Origin of the sequence: Seonamhaeicola aphaedonensis (assembly GCF_003386195.1) — a bacterium.
GTDB lineage: Bacteria > Bacteroidota > Bacteroidia > Flavobacteriales > Flavobacteriaceae > Seonamhaeicola > Seonamhaeicola aphaedonensis.
Window position 1 is genome coordinate 61,582 of the sequence record NZ_QRDX01000003.1, and the last position, 17,640, is coordinate 79,221.

General features: G+C 34.9%; 14 protein-coding genes. 6 read left to right on the forward strand and 8 right to left on the reverse strand.

The features are described 5' to 3' along the window. Positions 1 to 162 precede the first annotated feature (162 nt). On the reverse strand, positions 163 to 3,297 hold the full coding sequence (locus DFQ02_RS06040; protein WP_116040107.1) for a UvrD-helicase domain-containing protein: 3,135 nt from the start codon (positions 3,295 to 3,297) through the stop codon (positions 163 to 165). Positions 3,298 to 3,419: 122 nt separating this feature from the next. Here DFQ02_RS06040 and DFQ02_RS06045 point away from each other — a divergent pair, with 122 nt between their 5' ends. Beyond that, positions 3,420 to 4,028, forward strand: a complete 609-nt coding sequence (locus tag DFQ02_RS06045) for a superoxide dismutase (protein WP_116040108.1) — start codon at positions 3,420 to 3,422, stop codon at positions 4,026 to 4,028. A 736-nt stretch (positions 4,029 to 4,764) separates the two neighbouring features. Here the strand turns inward: DFQ02_RS06045 and DFQ02_RS06050 are convergent. The 4 genes from DFQ02_RS06050 to purN all read right to left on the reverse strand — a co-directional run bounded on the left by DFQ02_RS06050 (position 4,765) and on the right by purN (position 9,279). Further along, the gene (locus DFQ02_RS06050; protein WP_116040109.1) at positions 4,765 to 6,663 is read right to left on the reverse strand and encodes an amidophosphoribosyltransferase; all 1,899 of its coding nucleotides are present in this window, start codon (positions 6,661 to 6,663) and stop codon (positions 4,765 to 4,767) included. A 215-nt stretch (positions 6,664 to 6,878) separates the two neighbouring features. Continuing rightward, on the reverse strand, positions 6,879 to 7,805 hold the full coding sequence (locus DFQ02_RS06055; RefSeq protein WP_116040110.1) for a PfkB family carbohydrate kinase: 927 nt from the start codon (positions 7,803 to 7,805) through the stop codon (positions 6,879 to 6,881). A 202-nt stretch (positions 7,806 to 8,007) separates the two neighbouring features. Then, positions 8,008 to 8,649, reverse strand: a complete 642-nt coding sequence (locus tag DFQ02_RS06060) for a ribonuclease H1 domain-containing protein (RefSeq protein WP_116523812.1) — start codon at positions 8,647 to 8,649, stop codon at positions 8,008 to 8,010. Between the two features lie 63 nt (positions 8,650 to 8,712). Further along, complete coding sequence (gene purN, locus DFQ02_RS06065; protein WP_116040111.1) at positions 8,713 to 9,279, reverse strand: phosphoribosylglycinamide formyltransferase; 567 nt, start codon at positions 9,277 to 9,279, stop codon at positions 8,713 to 8,715. 275 nt (positions 9,280 to 9,554) lie between these two features. Between purN and DFQ02_RS06070 the strand changes: the two genes are divergently transcribed. The 5 genes from DFQ02_RS06070 (at position 9,555) to pyk (ending at position 13,940) form a co-directional block, all read left to right on the forward strand. Beyond that, positions 9,555 to 9,788 (forward strand): acyl carrier protein, encoded by a 234-nt coding sequence (locus tag DFQ02_RS06070; protein ID WP_076698750.1) that lies wholly within the window; start codon positions 9,555 to 9,557, stop codon positions 9,786 to 9,788. Between the two features lie 12 nt (positions 9,789 to 9,800). Continuing rightward, complete coding sequence (gene fabF / locus DFQ02_RS06075; RefSeq protein WP_116040112.1) at positions 9,801 to 11,048, forward strand: beta-ketoacyl-ACP synthase II; 1,248 nt, start codon at positions 9,801 to 9,803, stop codon at positions 11,046 to 11,048. 108 nt (positions 11,049 to 11,156) lie between these two features. Continuing rightward, positions 11,157 to 11,897: a ribonuclease III gene (gene rnc / locus DFQ02_RS06080; protein WP_116040113.1), complete on the forward strand. Its 741-nt coding sequence runs from the start codon at positions 11,157 to 11,159 to the stop codon at positions 11,895 to 11,897. Positions 11,898 to 12,015: 118 nt separating this feature from the next. Further along, positions 12,016 to 12,498, forward strand: a complete 483-nt coding sequence (locus DFQ02_RS06085) for an IPExxxVDY family protein (RefSeq protein WP_116040114.1) — start codon at positions 12,016 to 12,018, stop codon at positions 12,496 to 12,498. Continuing rightward, positions 12,498 to 13,940: a pyruvate kinase gene (gene pyk, locus DFQ02_RS06090; RefSeq protein ID WP_116040115.1), complete on the forward strand. Its 1,443-nt coding sequence runs from the start codon at positions 12,498 to 12,500 to the stop codon at positions 13,938 to 13,940. Before DFQ02_RS06085 ends, pyk begins: the two co-directional genes overlap by 1 nt. A gap of 169 nt (positions 13,941 to 14,109) precedes the next feature. On the opposite strand, the gene DFQ02_RS06095 is transcribed toward pyk, so the two are convergent. The 3 genes from DFQ02_RS06095 to dinB form a co-directional block, all read right to left on the reverse strand. Continuing rightward, on the reverse strand, positions 14,110 to 15,402 hold the full coding sequence (locus tag DFQ02_RS06095) for an alginate lyase family protein (RefSeq protein WP_116040116.1): 1,293 nt from the start codon (positions 15,400 to 15,402) through the stop codon (positions 14,110 to 14,112). Next, positions 15,399 to 16,286, reverse strand: a complete 888-nt coding sequence (locus DFQ02_RS06100) for a VOC family protein (protein ID WP_116040117.1) — start codon at positions 16,284 to 16,286, stop codon at positions 15,399 to 15,401. The genes DFQ02_RS06095 and DFQ02_RS06100 overlap by 4 nt, the downstream gene beginning before the upstream one ends. 162 nt (positions 16,287 to 16,448) lie before the next feature. Next, entirely contained in the window at positions 16,449 to 17,558 is a 1,110-nt protein-coding gene (dinB, locus tag DFQ02_RS06105) for a DNA polymerase IV (RefSeq protein ID WP_116040118.1), read from the reverse strand. Between the last annotated feature and the right edge of the window lie 82 nt (positions 17,559 to 17,640).

Genomic DNA, 17,640 nt, shown 5'->3' on the forward strand with positions numbered 1-17,640 from the left:
TGTAAACAAAAGTAAGTTGTTAAATGTTATTAACAAAAACAAATATATAAAAAAATCGTACAAATGAGCGCTTCATCTATAGTTCAGAACCATTTTAGATAATATATATGTTCTCTTCATTAAATACAGACACAGTTAACCTTATAAAGTCACATTAAAAAGCTACTTTACTAATTTTACAAATATGTTATCGTTAGTGTAAACAAGTAATTTCTTTTTAACGGTATATTGCATCTTTTCTAATATGTTCTGATAGACTTCTAACTGTTGTATGTGCTTTTTATCTTCTTTACCAGTTTTGTAATCAATAATAACAGCTTCATTATTAGAATTGATATTTATCCTGTCAGGCCTATGTATCTCACCATCTACGGTTATAATATCTCGTTCATTAAATACGGTTTGATTTGAGTTATAATATTCTTTTAAAAGTGGATGGTTTACAATTTGTAAAACAGTGTCTTTTAAATTATCCAACTGACTTTGGTTTATCAAAGATTCATCAAAAAACTTATTAATAACAAAATCTATATCGTCTTTACTTTTTACTAGTGCCATAATATTATGCACAAGATTACCTTTTTCAATAGCTTTTTGTTGTTTAGTATCCCATAGAAAAGCAGATTTTGTAACAACTTTTATGTTGTGACTTTCTTTTGGGGTTGATATAAAATCGTTATTTATATGCATTTGATCTTCCATCATTTCTTCTTCTGATGTTTTTTCAAGACTACCAAAACTATATAAGTTTTTAGAAGCCTCCCATTTACCAATGTGCTTTAAGTAATTAATAAATAATCCTGAATACTTTTTGCTATTGACTTCTCCTTTGGATGAAACATCAATTTTTGAAATGACAAACAATTGCTCTATGGCTCTGGTAAGTACAACATAAAGCAAATTAATATTGTCTAGTTCGAGTTCAGATTGATGCTTTTTAAAAATATCACTACCTATTTCACCGTAATATTCAAAGTCTTTATTATAGTTTAATAAAGTGTGTGAAAAGCCTTGATATTGTTCTTCATTTAATTGGTACCACGCTTTGGGCTCCTGTTCTTTATAAATATCTAAATCGGCATAAGGGAAAATAACAACAGGAAATTCTAAGCCTTTTGATTTGTGAATGGTCATGATTTGAACAGCATTCAGGCTTTTAGGACTTACAATACTTAGATTATCTTTTTTCTTTTCGAAATGTTTCAGAAATGCTGAAATATCAGAACCTTTTTTTTGTGAAAATTCCAGAACAAAATCTAAGAAAAATTGAATGTAAGCATTAGATGTTTCAATCAAATTAAAACTTCTTACAATAGTTTCAACTAAATCATAAAGGGGAATTTGAACAATGTTTTCACTTATGTATATATTGTATATCTGAAAACTTTTAAAAAGTTGAGCTAATGACAAATTTAGATGTTCTATAAAAAAATTGTGTTTGTCGTTAACCTTAAATAAGGAGGCTAAAAAGTTTAAAACGGAAACCTTTATTTCATTATTTTCAGGTTGAATAAGCAGCTTTAAAAAATCAGTTAAAAAATTAACTTCTGAAGAACTGCTTATTAGTAACGTTTCAGAGGAAACAATAGGTATTTGGTGTTCACTTAAATAATGAGCTACAGCAACTCCTTCTTTCTTCTTTCTTACCAGAACACAAAGGTCTTTTAAACTAAAACCAGCTTCTAGACAGGTGTTAATTTTATTTAATACAGCTTTACAATACTGTTCGTTAATGTCATTGGTTTTTTCAATATCTAAAAAAGATATTTCAACATAGCCAGAATCTTCTAAAAATGAATTTTGCCCCCCTTTTTCATAAAGTTCCTCATAAGCTTTGTTACTAAACACTTGGTGTGATAAATACTTAAAAAAACTATTATTAAAGTTTATAATTTCTTTAAAACTACGGTAGTTCGTAGGAAGGTTTTCAAGAGTTTTCTCAATATTAAACGGATTGTCTTTATTGAACAAACCTATAAATTGTTCTGCTTTTCCACCACGCCAACGGTAAATAGCCTGTTTAGCGTCACCCACTATCATAGCGCTTCCATGTTCTGAAGACAAAGAGTTGTCTATAAGCGGAATTAAATTTTCCCATTGCTTTTCAGAGGTGTCTTGAAATTCATCAATGAAATAATGCCTAAACTTTTCACCAATGCGTTCATAAATAAACGGAGTTGGTTGGTCTTTAATTTCATTACTAATAATAATATTAAACTCCGAAATGAGCATTTTGTTCTGTTCTTGTTTAATAAGTGACAACTCTTTATTGATGGCACTTAACACAGAAAGAGGTGTGATATTTTTGTGAAAATTTTTTAAAAATTTATAATGATAAACCAATGATTTTACCTGTTTGTAAGTGACCTCTATTTCTGGTAAAATTTCTTCAATAGTATTAGCTAAGGCAGTATCTAGCTTTTTAGGATAAATCTTTTTTCTTTCTGTAATATTTTCTTCGAGATTATTTTCATAAAGTTTGTCTAAATCTAATTTAGCTATTTTTTTAAAATGATTTGGCAACGTACCATATGAGAAATCTTTATGTTCCAATCCAGCTTCTTCAATTAGAGTCAATACACTTTTACCATGTTTTTTTATAGCATTTTCTGTACCAATAATGTCTTTCTTTAATTGTGCTTTAAGTGCTTTAAAGTCGTCAAGTGTTTTGTCTGCTAAAGCTTGAATATAAGGAACGTCATTTTCGCTTACCAGCAGTTTTGCAATCTTATTAAAATCTAAAGCAATGTCCCAACTTTTATCATCATCAGCTTTTTCAATAGCAAAATCAACTAGAGTGTTTGTGAGTGAATCATCAGTTCCCGCTCTAGCAATAAGGCTATCTACAGCTTCATTTAAGAGTGTTTCTTGCTCCAATTCAACTTCAAAATTCATAGGTAACTTTAAGTCATGGGCAAAGGTTCGTATTATTTTGTGAGTAAACCCATCAATAGTAGAAACATCAAAGGCAGCATAGTTAAAAACAATAGTGTCCAGAATATTTTTAGATTTACCATGAATTTCGCTTGGCGCCATTTGTAATTCATCGCAAATAACGTTGAACATACTATTTGGATGCGTTAATATTTGCTTATTAGAAAATTGTTTTAGCGTTTCAATGATGCGCGCTTTCATTTCGGCCACCGCCTTATTTGTGAAAGTTATAGCAAGAATATGTTTAAATTTTAAAGGGTTGTCAGATTTTAATAAAATCTTTAAATACTCTTTTACTAGTGTAAATGTTTTTCCGCTTCCAGCAGAGGCATTGTAAATGGTAAAAGCATTGTTTTTAAGCATGTATGATAATTTGTTACAAGATAAAAACTATCAATGGTTTCATAACAATTTATTATTTTTAATTGATGTCTTTTATGCGTAAATTTGAAGTGAATTAATTAACAATAACAAAATAAGAAATTATGGCTTTTGAATTACCAGAATTAGGGTATGCTTATGATGCTCTAGAACCACATATTGACGCACGCACTATGGAGATACACCATACTAAACACCATGCGGGCTATACAAACAACTTAAATAATGCTATTGCTGGAACAGATTTAGAAGGACAATCTATAGAGGATATCCTTTCTAATTTAGACATGAATAACGGTGCTGTTAGAAACAACGGCGGTGGATTTTACAACCACTCTTTATTCTGGACCGTTATGAATCCAGAGGATAGAGGTTACTTATCTGGAGAACTAAAAGATGCTATTGAAACTGCTTACGGTTCAAAAGATGCTTTCATAGAAGCATTCAGTAAAGCTGCAGCAACGCGCTTTGGATCTGGTTGGGCTTGGTTGTGTGTACATAAAGGAGGTAAAGTAGAAATCTGCTCTACTCCAAATCAAGACAACCCGTTAATGCCAGGAGTTAGTTGCGGTGGCACACCAATTTTAGGACTCGATGTATGGGAACATGCTTATTACTTAAACTACCAAAACAGACGTCCAGATTATATCAACGCTTTCTTTAAAGTAATTAACTGGAATGAAGTTGAAAGACGTTACGCAGAAGCTAAATAGCTCTATATTAAGATAAATATTACAAAAATTAAGAATCGCCTAGAAATGCTCTAGGCGATTTTTTATGTTATGATATTCCTATCGTATTGAGCTTTCAGAAACATAACTCCATGCAACTCTAAATACACACACCTTTTCAAAATGAAAAAGGTGAACAAGAATGTTCACCTTTTTGCCCCAAATCTACCATGAACTTAACCTACTTATGTTATGGTACTTCAAAAATATTGAAGAGTAGAAACCTTAAAAAAAATATTGGTTCAATTGCTTATAAATTAGCTCAAACGGAATTTCAACACTAATAATTTAACACCAATTAAAAAAGCAGAAACATAAAAAAAGGTGAACGAGAATGTTCACCTTTTTGCCCCAAATCTACCATGAACTTAACCTACTTATGTTATGGTGGTATAAATATATTGAAGAATAAATTCTCTGAAAGAAAAATTTAGCTCAACTACCCATTTTTTAGCTTAAACGAATGCTTAAAAAAAATAGATGATACACTTTTTTAGAAAAAAAAGAGATACCCAGGCAATTGAAACGCATAAAAAAAGGCGAACAAGCGTTCACCTTTTTTTGCCCCAAATCTACCATGAACTTAACCTACTTATGTTATGGTGGTACCAATTTATGTGTATTTTAGATAACAGGATTATTTATTAGATGAAAGACATATATATTGGATGAAATACATTATTTACGGATTAACCGTAAGTTATTGAGAAATTATCAATTAATAGGCCCGTTCTTTATTGCCTTCGTAAAAATTAATGAATGCTTTATTAACTACTCTATTACCTCCAACCGTTGGATAATTTCCGGTAAAATACCAATCACCTAAATTCTTAGGGCATGCTTTATGCAAGTTCTCAACAGGTTGGAAAATTATTCGCACTTCAGCCTTGATTGTCTCGTCACTCAGTAATTCAGCAATCTTATCAGAAATTTGCTCATCAGTAAACGGATCATAAATCTCTTTTACAAAATTCTTTACCTCTTTGTCATCTAAATCTTCTTGATCTTTACACTTACTGTATACCTCCTCAATGATACTGTAGGTATTATAATCTTTATGGAGTGCTAACGCGGCCTGAAAAGCGACTAAACTTTCAAGGTTTGCCATGTCAATTCCATAGCAATCAGGATAGCGAATTTGTGGAGCAGATGATACCACAATAATTTTTTTAGGACTTAGTCTGTCCAGCATTTTCAAGATACTCTTTTTTAGTGTGGTACCTCTAACAATACTATCATCTATAATCACCAAGTTGTCGTTTGGTTTTACCACACCATAAGTAATATCGTATACATGAGCCACCAAGTCATCTCTACTGCTATCCTCAGTGATAAATGTTCTAAGTTTCACATCCTTTATAGCAATTTTTTCAACTCTTATTCTTTCTGATAATATCTCGGTGACTTTGTCTGCAGAAATGTTACGTTTTCCTGTTAAAATGGTTTTAGTTTTAGCCTTATTAAGTTCATTTTCGGCAGTTTCAACCATGCCATAAAACGAGGTTTCTGCGGTATTTGGAATATAGCTAAAAACAGTATTTTTAGTATCATTATTAATAGCCTCCATAACCTTTGGCATTAACAATCTACCTAACATTTTTCGCTCTTGATAAATTTCGGCATCACTTCCTCTAGAAAAATAAATACGTTCAAAAGAACAGGCTTTACGCTCTAAAGGCTCTAAGATTTTCTTTATACTTACATCACCAGACTTTTTAGTAATGATGGCATGTCCAGGGTCAAGCTCTTTAACTTTGTCAAAAGTAACATTAAATACCGTTTGAATCACAGGACGTTCTGAGGCAATAACTACTACCTCATCATCTTTATAGTAGTAAGCAGGACGAATACCTGCTGGATCTCTTAAAACAAATGAGTCTCCATGTCCAATAAGACCAGCCATAGCATAACCACCATCCCAATTTTTGGCAGCTCGTTTTAAAATTTTAGATACTTTAAGTCTTTCTGCAATTAATGGTGAGGCTTCTCGTTTATTATAACCTTCTCGCTTTAGATCTTTATATATTTTACTAACGGCATCATCTAGAAAATGACCTATTTTTTCCATTACTGTAATGGTATCGGTGTATTCTTTAGGGTGCTGCCCCAACTCAATTAAATTGCGGAAAAGCTCTTTAACATTAGTCATGTTAAAGTTTCCAGCCATTATTAGATTACGGTGCATCCAATTGTTTTGTCTTAAAAACGGATGAACACTTTCTACACTATTTTTTCCAAAAGTACCATAACGCACATGGCCTAATAATAATTCTCCTATGTAAGGAATATTCTTTTTTTGTAAAGCTACATCTTCAAGATATTCTGGGTGCGCTTTAAATTCATTATTAATGCGATCATTTATCTGACCAAAAATATCTTGTATGGGTTGTTGAGCGATAGAGCGAATACGGCTAATGTATCTTTGACCTGGTTTTGTATCTAATTTAATGCTTGCAAAACCAGCACCATCTTGACCACGATTGTGCTGTTTCTCCATCATAAGGTACATTTTATTTACGCCATAAAATGCACTGCCGTATTTTTCTTTGTAATACTCTAAGGGTTTTAATAATCTAATAACCGCTATGCCACATTCGTGTTTTAAGATATCACTCATATTTAACTTTTTTTCGCCTCTAACAGTCTTTAGTTAGACGTACGGAAATAATAAAATAATTTATCCAGAAATGACTTCTAGTATTTGGTTTAGATTCCTGACTTACCACACAAATTGCAGGCTAGCCTAGAAATGATATTTAGTTTATTCCAAAATGACGTCTTTTTGGAATGCACTTTTTAATTAAAAACGCGCTCTATTTTGAGCGCGCTGGTTTATCCTAATTCTATTTCAAACTGAGTTAATTGCTTAAACTCCAGTAATCGTTTATGTACTTCATCACCTGATAAATTCACCATGCGCTCTGTTCCAAATTTTTCAACACAGAATGATGCTAATGTTGAACCATAAATGATGGCGTTCTTCATATTTTCAAATGAGGAGTCATTAGTCCCTGCTATGTAACCAGCAAATCCACCAGCAAACGTATCGCCAGCACCTGTGGGGTCAAACACTTCCTCTAAAGGTAAAGCTGGTGCATAAAACACATTGTCATCATTGAATAGCAATGCGCCATGTTCTCCTTTTTTAATTACCACATATTTTGGTCCCATTTCTTGAATTTTTCTGGCGGCAACTACCAAAGAATATTCTCCAGTAAGTTGTCTTGCTTCTTCATCATTGATGGTAATTACATCAACACGTTTTATAACCTTATGCAAATCTTCTAAAGCGGTATCCATCCAAAAATTCATAGTATCTAAAATAACCAAATCTGGTTTCTTAGTCATTTGGTCTAATACACTTGATTGGACGATTGGGTGAAGATTTCCTAACATAACAACACTAGCATCACGATAATCTTCTGACACAACTGGATTAAAATCTGCTAAGGTATTAAGTTCTGTTACCAAAGTATCTCTGGAGTTCATGTCATTGTGATAGCGTCCACTCCAAAAAAATGTTTTACCATCCTTTACTATTTTAACACCATCAAGATTGATATTTCTTTTAGATAAAAGGTCTAAATATTCCTGAGGAAAATCGCCACCAACAACAGATACTGCGGCTGTATCAACTTTAAAATGTGAGGCGGCTAACCCTATATAAGTAGCTGCACCACCAAGTATTTTATCGGTTTTACCGAAAGGCGTTTCAATAGCATCAAACGCCATGGTGCCAACTATAACTAATTTACCCATAAAAAGGACTGACAATTTTGTGCAAAAATACATTAATTTTTTCATTTAAAAACTCATTAAGACTAAATGAAAAAAATTGTTGTATTAACATGGTAATTCCTTAATTCATACTAAATTTTGTGGCTTTTTAAAGAAGATATATAAACCTTTTACTAGGGTATCAATATTATTTTTTGAAGTAGACACCATGAAAAAGAGTGATTTATTTTCTCCCAAAATCGGCTGGAATTTCACCCCAAGCTTTGGTCTCCCATTTAACAATAACCGTGCTGTAGGTGTTTGCCTTTAGCCAGTTTTCTGCTCTGTCTACCAATTCAAATAACGGTTTGTTTTTATCGGTACGTTTTAGCTTTGTATTACAAGTTTTCTTTTTAACCCAGCTAATGGCGGTTTTAGAGTCGGTGTAAATAATACGGTTGCTTTCATGCTTTTTCAAAAAAGCCAATCCGTGTACAATAGCTAAAAACTCTCCTATATTATTAGTACCCTCTTCAAATGGTCCTTGAATAAATAATTGCTTTTTTGTTTTGGTATCAACGCCACGATATTCCATTTTACCTGGATTTCCAGAGGAAGCGGCATCTACTGAAATGGAATGGTAATTAGGTTGCCCAATTTTTTTAAGTTGCGCTTCAGAAAGTTCACTATTAAATTTTGAGGTTTTACCAACATAGTCTTTGTAGTTGCCTTTTAGAGCGGTTTTTGCAGCATCAAAGGTTGAAAACGATTTATAAATAGCGCCTTCAAAATTGGTTATTTGAGCTTTGCAGTCATCCCAAGACTCAAAAACGCCTGTTTTATGTCCTTTCCAAACCGTGTAATATTTCTTTTTTTTAGATGCCATTTTTATCATCCTCGTGAAGGTTGAATCGCATTATAGATGCTTCGACTACGCTCAACATGACAGTTAATCTTTTAATAATTCCTCAACCACCTTCGGGAAATACTCAATTTCCAATTCATGAATTTTAGCAGCTACATCTTCAGCGGTATCGGTTGGTAATACATTACATTTAGCTTGGAAAATGGTGGCGCCTTCATCGTAATTTTCGTTTACGTAATGAATGGTGATACCTGTTTCTATTTCTTTGTTTTCTACCACAGCCTTGTGCACATGCATACCGTACATACCTTTGCCCCCAAATTTAGGTAATAAGGCTGGGTGTACATTAATCACTTTATTAGGAAATGCATCTAAAATGGTCTCCGGGAATTTCCATAAAAAGCCTGCTAATATGATAAGGTCTGGCTTTAGGGCTTTTAAATTATTGAGTACGTGGTCTGTTTGCGTAAATGCAACTCTATTAAAAGATAAAGCACTTACTTTAAGCCTTTTGGCACGGTCTAAAACTTTAGCATGAGGATTGTTTGTAATCACTTGAATAACAGATACATTGTCGCTGTTTTGAAAAAACTTTATTAAATTTTCAGCATTAGATCCACTACCGGATGCAAAAATGACCACACGTTTCATCTGTTGATTTATATTTTAAATTGTTGTTAGATGTAATTCACTATCAAAAAACAAAGCATCCTTTTAAAATTCTTCAAGCTCATTTCATACTACAGACTATAATGTTTAAGATTGTTCGAACAAAAAAAAGAATAATTATTAACAATTAGTAGGTAAAATTAAAATACTTAAAAGTTATTTTAGTAAATTACAAACACATTTTTATTGTAAATAGGTGTTTTAAAATAAAGTTTTTTATTTTTGCCAACTGAATTAAAACTTAAAATTAAAAGATTATGTCAGACATTGCATCAAGAGTAAAAGCGATTATCGTAGACAAATTAGGAGTTGATGAAAACGAAGTTGTCGCTGAAGCTAGCTTCACTAACGATTTAGGAGCAGACTCATTAGATACTGTAGAACTAATTATGGAATTTGAAAAAGAATTTGATATCCAAATTCCAGACGACCAAGCTGAAAACATTGCAACAGTAGGTCAAGCTATTTCTTACATAGAAGCTGCAAAATAAGCACATTACTTTATGGAAATAAAGCGAGTTGTAGTCACAGGTTTAGGGGCTTTAACACCTATAGGCAATACCAAAGATGAATATTGGGAGGGTCTCATTAGTGGTAAAAGCGGTGCTGCGCCTATAACATATTTTGACACCGAAAAGTTTAAAACCACATTTGCATGTGAAGTTAAAAACTTTGACGCTACACAATTTATAGATAGAAGGGAAGCCCGTAGAATGGATAAGTTTGCACAATATGCTATGGTAGCTGCAGATGAAGCTATCGCAGACGCCAAACTTAATCTAGACCAGGTTGACAAGTTGCGTGTTGGTGTTATTTGGGGTGCCGGTATTGGTGGTTTAGAAACCTTTCAGCAAGAAGTTTTAAACTTTGCTGGAGGTGATGGCACACCAAGATTTAATCCTTTCTTTATTCCAAAAATGATTGCCGACATTGCGCCAGCAAACATCTCCATAAAACATGGTTTTATGGGGCCCAATTACACAACGGTTTCGGCATGTGCTTCTTCGGCCAACGCTATATTTGATGCCTTAAACTCGATACGTTTAGGGTATACAGATGTGGTTGTTACAGGAGGTAGTGAAGCCGCAGTAACCATAGCAGGTATGGGTGGTTTTAATGCTATGCATGCCTTATCTACCAGAAATGAAAGCCCAGAATCAGCTTCAAGGCCCTTTGATGGAACCAGAGATGGTTTTGTTTTAGGTGAAGGAGCCGGTGCTTTAATTCTAGAAGAGTATGAGCATGCTAAGGCTAGAGGTGCTAAAATTTATGCTGAAGTAGCTGGAGGCGGTTTGTCTTCTGATGCTTATCATATGACAGCCCCTCACCCAGAAGGACTTGGTGTAGTTGAGGTAATGAAAAATTGTTTAGAAAATGCAGGACTCAATCCAGAAGATGTAGACCATATTAATACTCATGGAACATCTACACCATTAGGTGATGTGGCAGAACTTAAAGCCATTTCTAAGGTGTTTGGAGATCATGCTAAAAACATAAATATTAATTCTACAAAATCAATGACAGGGCATCTGTTAGGTGCAGCTGGAGCTATTGAAGCCATTGCCAGTATTTTATCTATTGAGCATGGTATAGTGCCTCCTACAATTAATCATACTACGGTTGATGAAAATATTGATCCAGAATTAAATTTAACTTTAAACAAGGCTCAAAAGCGCGACGTAAAAGTAGCAATGAGTAATACATTTGGATTTGGCGGACACAACGCTTGTGTATTATTTAAGAAAATATAGATAGACAGAATCCCGAATGAAATAAACCATAACGATAAATTAATTTTTACATATTATATGAACCATGGTTTATTACATCTGACATTAAAATAGCATATTTATTATCAGATGAAAAACATTCGTAACATATTAAATTCCCGTTCTAAAGGCAACGGGAATTTTTTTATGGAAGTTACTAAAATTCTAGGATTTAAGCCTAAGCATATTGAGTTCTTCAAAACGGCATTCACCCATCGGTCTATGAACTTAAAAGACCATGAAGGTAATGCCATAAACTATGAACGTTTAGAGTTTTTGGGTGATGCTATGTTGAGCGCTGTTATTGCTTCACACCTGTATCAAGAAGTTCCTAGTGGAGATGAAGGTTACCTTACCAAAATGCGTTCTAAGGTAGTAAGTAGAGAGCATTTAAATGAATTAGGAAAAGAGCTCAAACTTATCACGTTAGTTGAAAGTAAAATTCCTCCAGGTCAGTTTGGAGATAATATTCACGGAAATTTATTTGAAGCCTTGGTAGGTGCCATCTTTTTAGACAAAGGTTATAAATATTGTGAAAAATTCATCTTCAAGCGCGTTATCATTCCGTATGTAGATATCGAAAAGTTAGAAGGCAAAGTTATAAGCTATAAAAGTTTACTTATAGAATGGTGCCAAAAAGAAAAGAAAACCTTTGGTTACAACGTTTATGAAGATACTGGAAATGATGATGTAAGACATTTTTCGGTAAAACTATCAATTAATGATAAAGTGGTAGCCAAGGCCAGAGCCACTTCAAAGAAAAAAGCCGAAGAAAAAGCCTCAAAGCGTGCCTTTTTTGCTTTTCAGAGTAAGATGTCTAAAATGATATAAAATTACAGTTAAAAATGTAGTCTACTATAACGTTTTAGTTTGCTTAACATTATAAGAATAGTTAAACCTGTAACAATTCAATATTTTAAATGCTATATTTACGCCTTAAAATTAGGGTATGGCAGTTCATAAGCTTGTTTTAGATGCTATTGATGAAGACCTATTTACTTTAATTGCAATTCATTGCACCCTTGAAGATTATAGGTTAGCGTATCTATTAAACAAATTTTTAGGCATTACCCTTACCAGAAGCGCATCAGATATAGACTTTCAAAATGGCACATTAACCTATGCTATATATGAATGGGAAGATTGCAAACAACAAACCATTTGGAGTTTAGTATCTAATGTTTGTAAAACGGAACATTATAGAGAAGGTAGTACAGATTCGTTGTTTAGTGTACAAGAAAAAACAACTAAAATCAATCATTTAATACCAGAATATAAAACCGTTAATTATTTTTTAAAGATAGATAACGAGTTCAATTTAAGTAAAGAAAAGTATATTTTAAACAGGATATTAAAAATACCACAAGTGGCCACAGCCTATACTATTGAATCTACTCAATTGAAATCTAAAGACCATTTAATTTTTAGCTAATGTCATTAAGAAAAAAAACCAAAATAGTAGCAACATTAGGACCAGCAACCAGTAGTAAGGAAGTGCTAAAAGGCATGCTTGAAGCTGGCGCTAATGTTTTTAGAATAAATTTCTCTCATGCCGATTATGACGATGTTGCAGAGCGTATTAAAATGATACGTGAGCTTAACGAGGAATACGGATTTACAGCCGCCATTTTAGCAGATTTACAAGGCCCCAAACTGCGTGTGGGTGTTATGAAAGAAGAAGTGGTGGTAAACCCAGGCGATGAAATCATCTTTGCCACTGGAGAGCGTTTTGAAGGCACTAAAGAACGTGTTTACATGACTTACGATAGATTTCCTCAAGATGCTAAACCTGGTGAGCGTATCCTTTTAGATGATGGTAAATTAATTTTTGAAGTGGTTTCAACCGATCAAACATCAGAAGTAAAAGCCAAGGTTATTCAAGGCGGACCACTTAAATCTAAAAAGGGTGTTAACCTACCAAATACCAATATATCGCAACCCGCGTTAACGGAAAAGGATATCAGTGATGCCATTTTTGCTATCAAGCAAGATGTAGACTGGATTGCCCTATCTTTTGTGCGCCACTCCGAAGATTTAATGCAACTACGCGATTTAATTAAAGAACACAGTGACCATAAAATTCCTATTGTAGCCAAAATTGAAAAACCCGAGGCTATTGAGAATATCGATAAAATTGTAACCCATTGTGATGGTATCATGGTGGCGCGTGGCGACCTTGGTGTAGAAATTCCAGCCGCCGATGTACCGTTAATTCAAAAGCAATTGGTATTACGTGCTAAAAAGGCTAGAATACCAGTCATTATTGCTACCCAAATGATGGAAACCATGATTTCTAGCCTAACACCCACCAGAGCAGAGGTGAACGATGTTGCCAACTCGGTTATGGATGGGGCTGATGCGGTAATGCTATCAGGAGAGACCTCTGTAGGTAGTTATCCGGTGCAGGTTATTAAGCAAATGGCTAGTATTTTACAAAGTGTAGAGAATTCGCCATTAATTAAAGTACCACAGTTACCACCACACATACGTACTAACCGTTATATCACAAAATCTATTTGTTATCATGCGGCTAATATGGCCAATGAAATTGATGCTAAAGCCATTTCAACCTTAACCAATAGTGGTTATACTGCCTTCCAAATTTCGGCTTGGAGACCCTCTTGTCACATCTTAGTTTTTACCTCTAACAAACGTATATTAACACGCCTTAGTTTGCTTTGGGGTGTACGTGCTTTTTACTACGATAGGTTTGTAAGTACCGATGAAACCATAGAAGACGTAAACAAAATTGCGTGCCAAATGGGATATTTAGAAGCGGGTGATATGCTGGTAAGTTTAGCGGCAATGCCCATACAAGAAAAAGGGATGGTGAACACACTACGTGTTACGGAAATTAAGAGTTGTAATTTCTAAAACTGTTAGTGGTTCAGGTACATCATGGCAGTGTAATTAATAACCATTAGTAAAAAGTTTCCTAATTAAAAGGAGGATTCCTTTGAAGTCTAGACTTCAAATAATACTAGTGCCTCTATTTAGTTTTTAGGAAGGTTTAGTATTGTCTTTTGCATATCTATTATTACTGTCAATTAGAGCGTTTCGGATGCGTTAACTGAAAGCTTGATTTTCTAAAACTAGGAAATTGTGAAACAATGGCTTCATATTCTTCATCTTGATACCCAATGCTCGCCATACGAAATGCGGGAGCAAGAATTTCTGGTTTAAAGGGTACAACCTGTTTGTAGGGCCAGAACCTGGGGGGCCAACCTTCAGGTACGTTCTCAACATAAGGTCTAAGAAACTCCAAGGCTTGCCTTATACTGCGTCCATCAGTTGTCTGATAGTTCCATAAGTCTATCCCAACCCATTCACCAAGAATTGCTAACTCAGTAAGTCCAGTTAAATTCATTTCTGAGTAGTTAAACGACTTGGTACGGCGTAGCTCCATGGGCTGAGCACCGTCTGGTTCTATTTGGCGTGCGATACGATTTTCTTTAACTGACTCTAGTGTTTTACGGGCTAGATCTTTCTGTCCTAAGACGAGAGCTAATCGTACAACTCTTACGTCGAACATAGTGCCATGATTCTGTCGCATCTGCGCTTCTTCTTGACCATAATCGCTATTCATAAACCAATCTAGGAACTCCGTTATCCATATTTCTAATGCTGCCCTATCATTTCTATTCCAATGAACCGAACCATCCAATAAACCCGCCGCGTCGACCGCTTGAACTAGCCCACCTGCTTCAATCATTCCAATATACCGCCCTTGGTTTCTACCGGGCACAGCCTGTGCATACTTTAGGTGAGGGTTCATGCGCGTAGCGGAGTCGATAAACCAAACCCGAAGGCATCGAGCTGCATGGGCTGCGTACAATTCTTCACCTGTGAGATAATAAGCGAGGGCAAGTGTTTCTATCAAGTGACCTATTTCCTGACCACGCGAATAGTCTGTGACATCAGGATTTCGAGATTCCGGATTGATTATACCATCCTTAGGGAGGTATGGAAGACCGTCTGACTTCGAAGGGTCGGGCCAAAGGTAGGGAGCTTGAGTATAGTAGTCATTCAGATTCCCGGTGACCGGATGTTGTTTTTTGTCAGTTACCGTCGGAGGATCTATCTCTAAGGCTTCATCAGCAAGATTTAACAGAGTCTTGTATGCTGGCATAAGCGAAGTATCGCCTTGAGTAATACCTTCTTTCACGAGAGGCAAGGCTCCCTGTTTTGCTCCAAAGAAATGTGGACTTTCTTTCCAAGCTGAATTGTTGGCTGACTCGTCTTTACCTAAACACGCTAGCAGAAGTATAAATGGACTCAATATTAAAAACAGGTTTCTCAGAATAGAGAATCGAGATGATATTATCAAATTAATCATTTTGTTATGGCTTTTTTTGATTCCATTAATTCACAACGCGTTCCATCAAGATCGTGTACATTACACACCCAGCGATTGTTACGAGCAATTAAAGGTTCGTAGCGTTCAAGATCAGGCAAGGCATTATATAGCATATCTTGATGTGCCTTTCGAATATCATCAGTTAAAAGGCACATATGATGCATTGTACCCAATTGTTTTCTACTTAGTTTCATATCGTTAATGAGAATATACTCTATGTAGTCACCTCTATCTCCAGGCATTTGCATATTTACCCAGGCATCTGGACCCCCATCCTCGCGTGATCCACGCCAAATCTCATTAAATCCTAAAGCGTCTCGATATAGTGTGTTAGCCGCCTCTTCATCTACAATGGTTAGACCTACATGAAGCAAACGATCGGAAACACGCCTAGAGCCTAGATGCTTACCTTGTGCTAATCTCTGCTTAGAACTGGAAGTATATTCAACGAAAAGCAGTTTATGTCCGTTCGGATCTAACAGACCACTCGCCAAGGTGCCATCCGACTTCATTTCAACGGGCTCTGGATCAAGTCCTCTTTCTTGGAGCATTGCAACAGTAGTTTCGATGTTGGAAACCTGAAACGCAACTTCCACCAACCTATTATTATCAGTCCCTTCAGGTTTTGAGATCAACTTCAAGAACTGATCGTCGTTGATTTTCAAATACCATGCCTCCTGATCTTCATATGCCGTAAAGGCGAATTCGAAACCATAGAAAGCCGTATAATAGGCGCGTGATTGCTCTAAGCTTGATACCTGAAAAGCCACATGGGCTATTCCCAAGATAGGAAGCTCTCTTTCAGTTTTCTTTACCATGGATGGGAAAGACAGTAATAGGGTTAAAACGATTATTTTCTTCATATTTTTCCTATTAGGTTGAAATCAAAAATTTTCAAAAATCAGAAGTAATTTACGAAGTAATAATTAAATCTCTACTAGAGATTTAGTTATATTGATTAGTTACTCTATTTAATTATAAAATTTGATATCCGAAAATTTGTTTTTCCTAACGAAACCAAGAGGTTAAAACTCAAACTTTAGCTGTACACTTACCGTTTTATTTGGTTTTGGTGCTACCGTAGTTTTTTTGGTTTCAGTGTTTAAATTGGATAACGAAATCCCTAATAAGCGTACCGAGTTACTCAAGGTTTCTTGGTATAATAAATCTTTAGCGGTGTCTAAAATCACGTCTTTATCATTAATGAAATAGGGCAAGGTTTTACTGCGGGTTTGCAGAGTAAAATCACTGTATTTAATTTTTAAAGTCACCGTTTTACCAGCCACATTACTTTTATTAAGCCTTTTGGATACTTCTTGGGCAATATGCTCTAGTTTTTCTAGCATAAATACTTCACTAGAGAGGTTTTCGCTAAAAGTACGTTCTGCAGCTAAACTTTTTCTGGTACGGTGTGGTTTTACCTCGCTATTATGAATTCCTCTTACCACATGGTAATAGTAACGCCCCGATTTACCAAAATGTGTCTCTAAATAGTCTAACGATTTTTGTTTTAAATCCAGTCCCGTAAAAATACCTTTTTGGTACATTTTTTCGGCGGTTACTTTACCCACACCGTAAAATTTTCTAATATCTAATTGCTCCAAAAATTCAAGGACTTCTTCGGGATTCACGGTTTTTTGTCCGTTAGGTTTATTGTAGTCACTAGCCACTTTGGCAATAAACTTATTGATAGAAATACCTGCAGAGGCGGTGAGTCCTATTTCTTTTAAAATACGTTCTCTTATTTCTTGGGCAATTAATGTAGCACTGGGGTTGCCTTTTTTATTTTGGGTAACATCTAAATACGCTTCATCTAAAGAGAGTGGTTCTACCAAATTGGTATAGTCATAAAAAATATGTCGTATTTGTTTTGAAATTGCCGAATAACGTTCAAAGTTAGGGCGTACAAAAATAAGTTCCGGACATAGTTTAGCCGCCAAGGCTCCTGCCATAGCGCTTTTTACGCCAAATTTTCGTGCTTCGTAACTGGCTGCACTTACCACACCACGCTTACCGCCACCGCCAACAGCAATGGGTTTTCCTTTTAATTGGGGGCTATCCATTTGCTCTACTGATGCGTAAAAGGCATCCATATCTACATGAATAATTTTTCGTATTGGTAAATCAACAGACATGGTGTAAATTTATGAATTCCTGCGAAGGCAGGAATCTCAAAAAAGTTAAAACAAAAACAATTCTCTTATATGGAGAATTTTT

Bases quoted from the DNA above. Each gene is read 5' to 3' on its own strand.
- DFQ02_RS06040 (WP_116040107.1), bottom strand. From the start codon at position 3,297: ATGCTTAAAAACAATGCTTTTACCATTTACAATGCCTCTGCTGGAAGC.
- DFQ02_RS06045 (WP_116040108.1), top strand. From the start codon at position 3,420: ATGGCTTTTGAATTACCAGAATTAGGGTATGCTTATGATGCTCTAGAA.
- DFQ02_RS06050 (WP_116040109.1), bottom strand. From the start codon at position 6,663: ATGAGTGATATCTTAAAACACGAATGTGGCATAGCGGTTATTAGATTA.
- DFQ02_RS06055 (WP_116040110.1), bottom strand. From the start codon at position 7,805: ATGGGTAAATTAGTTATAGTTGGCACCATGGCGTTTGATGCTATTGAA.
- DFQ02_RS06060 (WP_116523812.1), bottom strand. From the start codon at position 8,649: ATGGCATCTAAAAAAAAGAAATATTACACGGTTTGGAAAGGACATAAA.
- purN (WP_116040111.1), bottom strand. From the start codon at position 9,279: ATGAAACGTGTGGTCATTTTTGCATCCGGTAGTGGATCTAATGCTGAA.
- DFQ02_RS06070 (WP_076698750.1), top strand. From the start codon at position 9,555: ATGTCAGACATTGCATCAAGAGTAAAAGCGATTATCGTAGACAAATTA.
- fabF (WP_116040112.1), top strand. From the start codon at position 9,801: ATGGAAATAAAGCGAGTTGTAGTCACAGGTTTAGGGGCTTTAACACCT.
- rnc (WP_116040113.1), top strand. From the start codon at position 11,157: ATGAAAAACATTCGTAACATATTAAATTCCCGTTCTAAAGGCAACGGG.
- DFQ02_RS06085 (WP_116040114.1), top strand. From the start codon at position 12,016: ATGGCAGTTCATAAGCTTGTTTTAGATGCTATTGATGAAGACCTATTT.
- pyk (WP_116040115.1), top strand. From the start codon at position 12,498: ATGTCATTAAGAAAAAAAACCAAAATAGTAGCAACATTAGGACCAGCA.
- DFQ02_RS06095 (WP_116040116.1), bottom strand. From the start codon at position 15,402: ATGATTAATTTGATAATATCATCTCGATTCTCTATTCTGAGAAACCTG.
- DFQ02_RS06100 (WP_116040117.1), bottom strand. From the start codon at position 16,286: ATGAAGAAAATAATCGTTTTAACCCTATTACTGTCTTTCCCATCCATG.
- dinB (WP_116040118.1), bottom strand. From the start codon at position 17,558: ATGTCTGTTGATTTACCAATACGAAAAATTATTCATGTAGATATGGAT.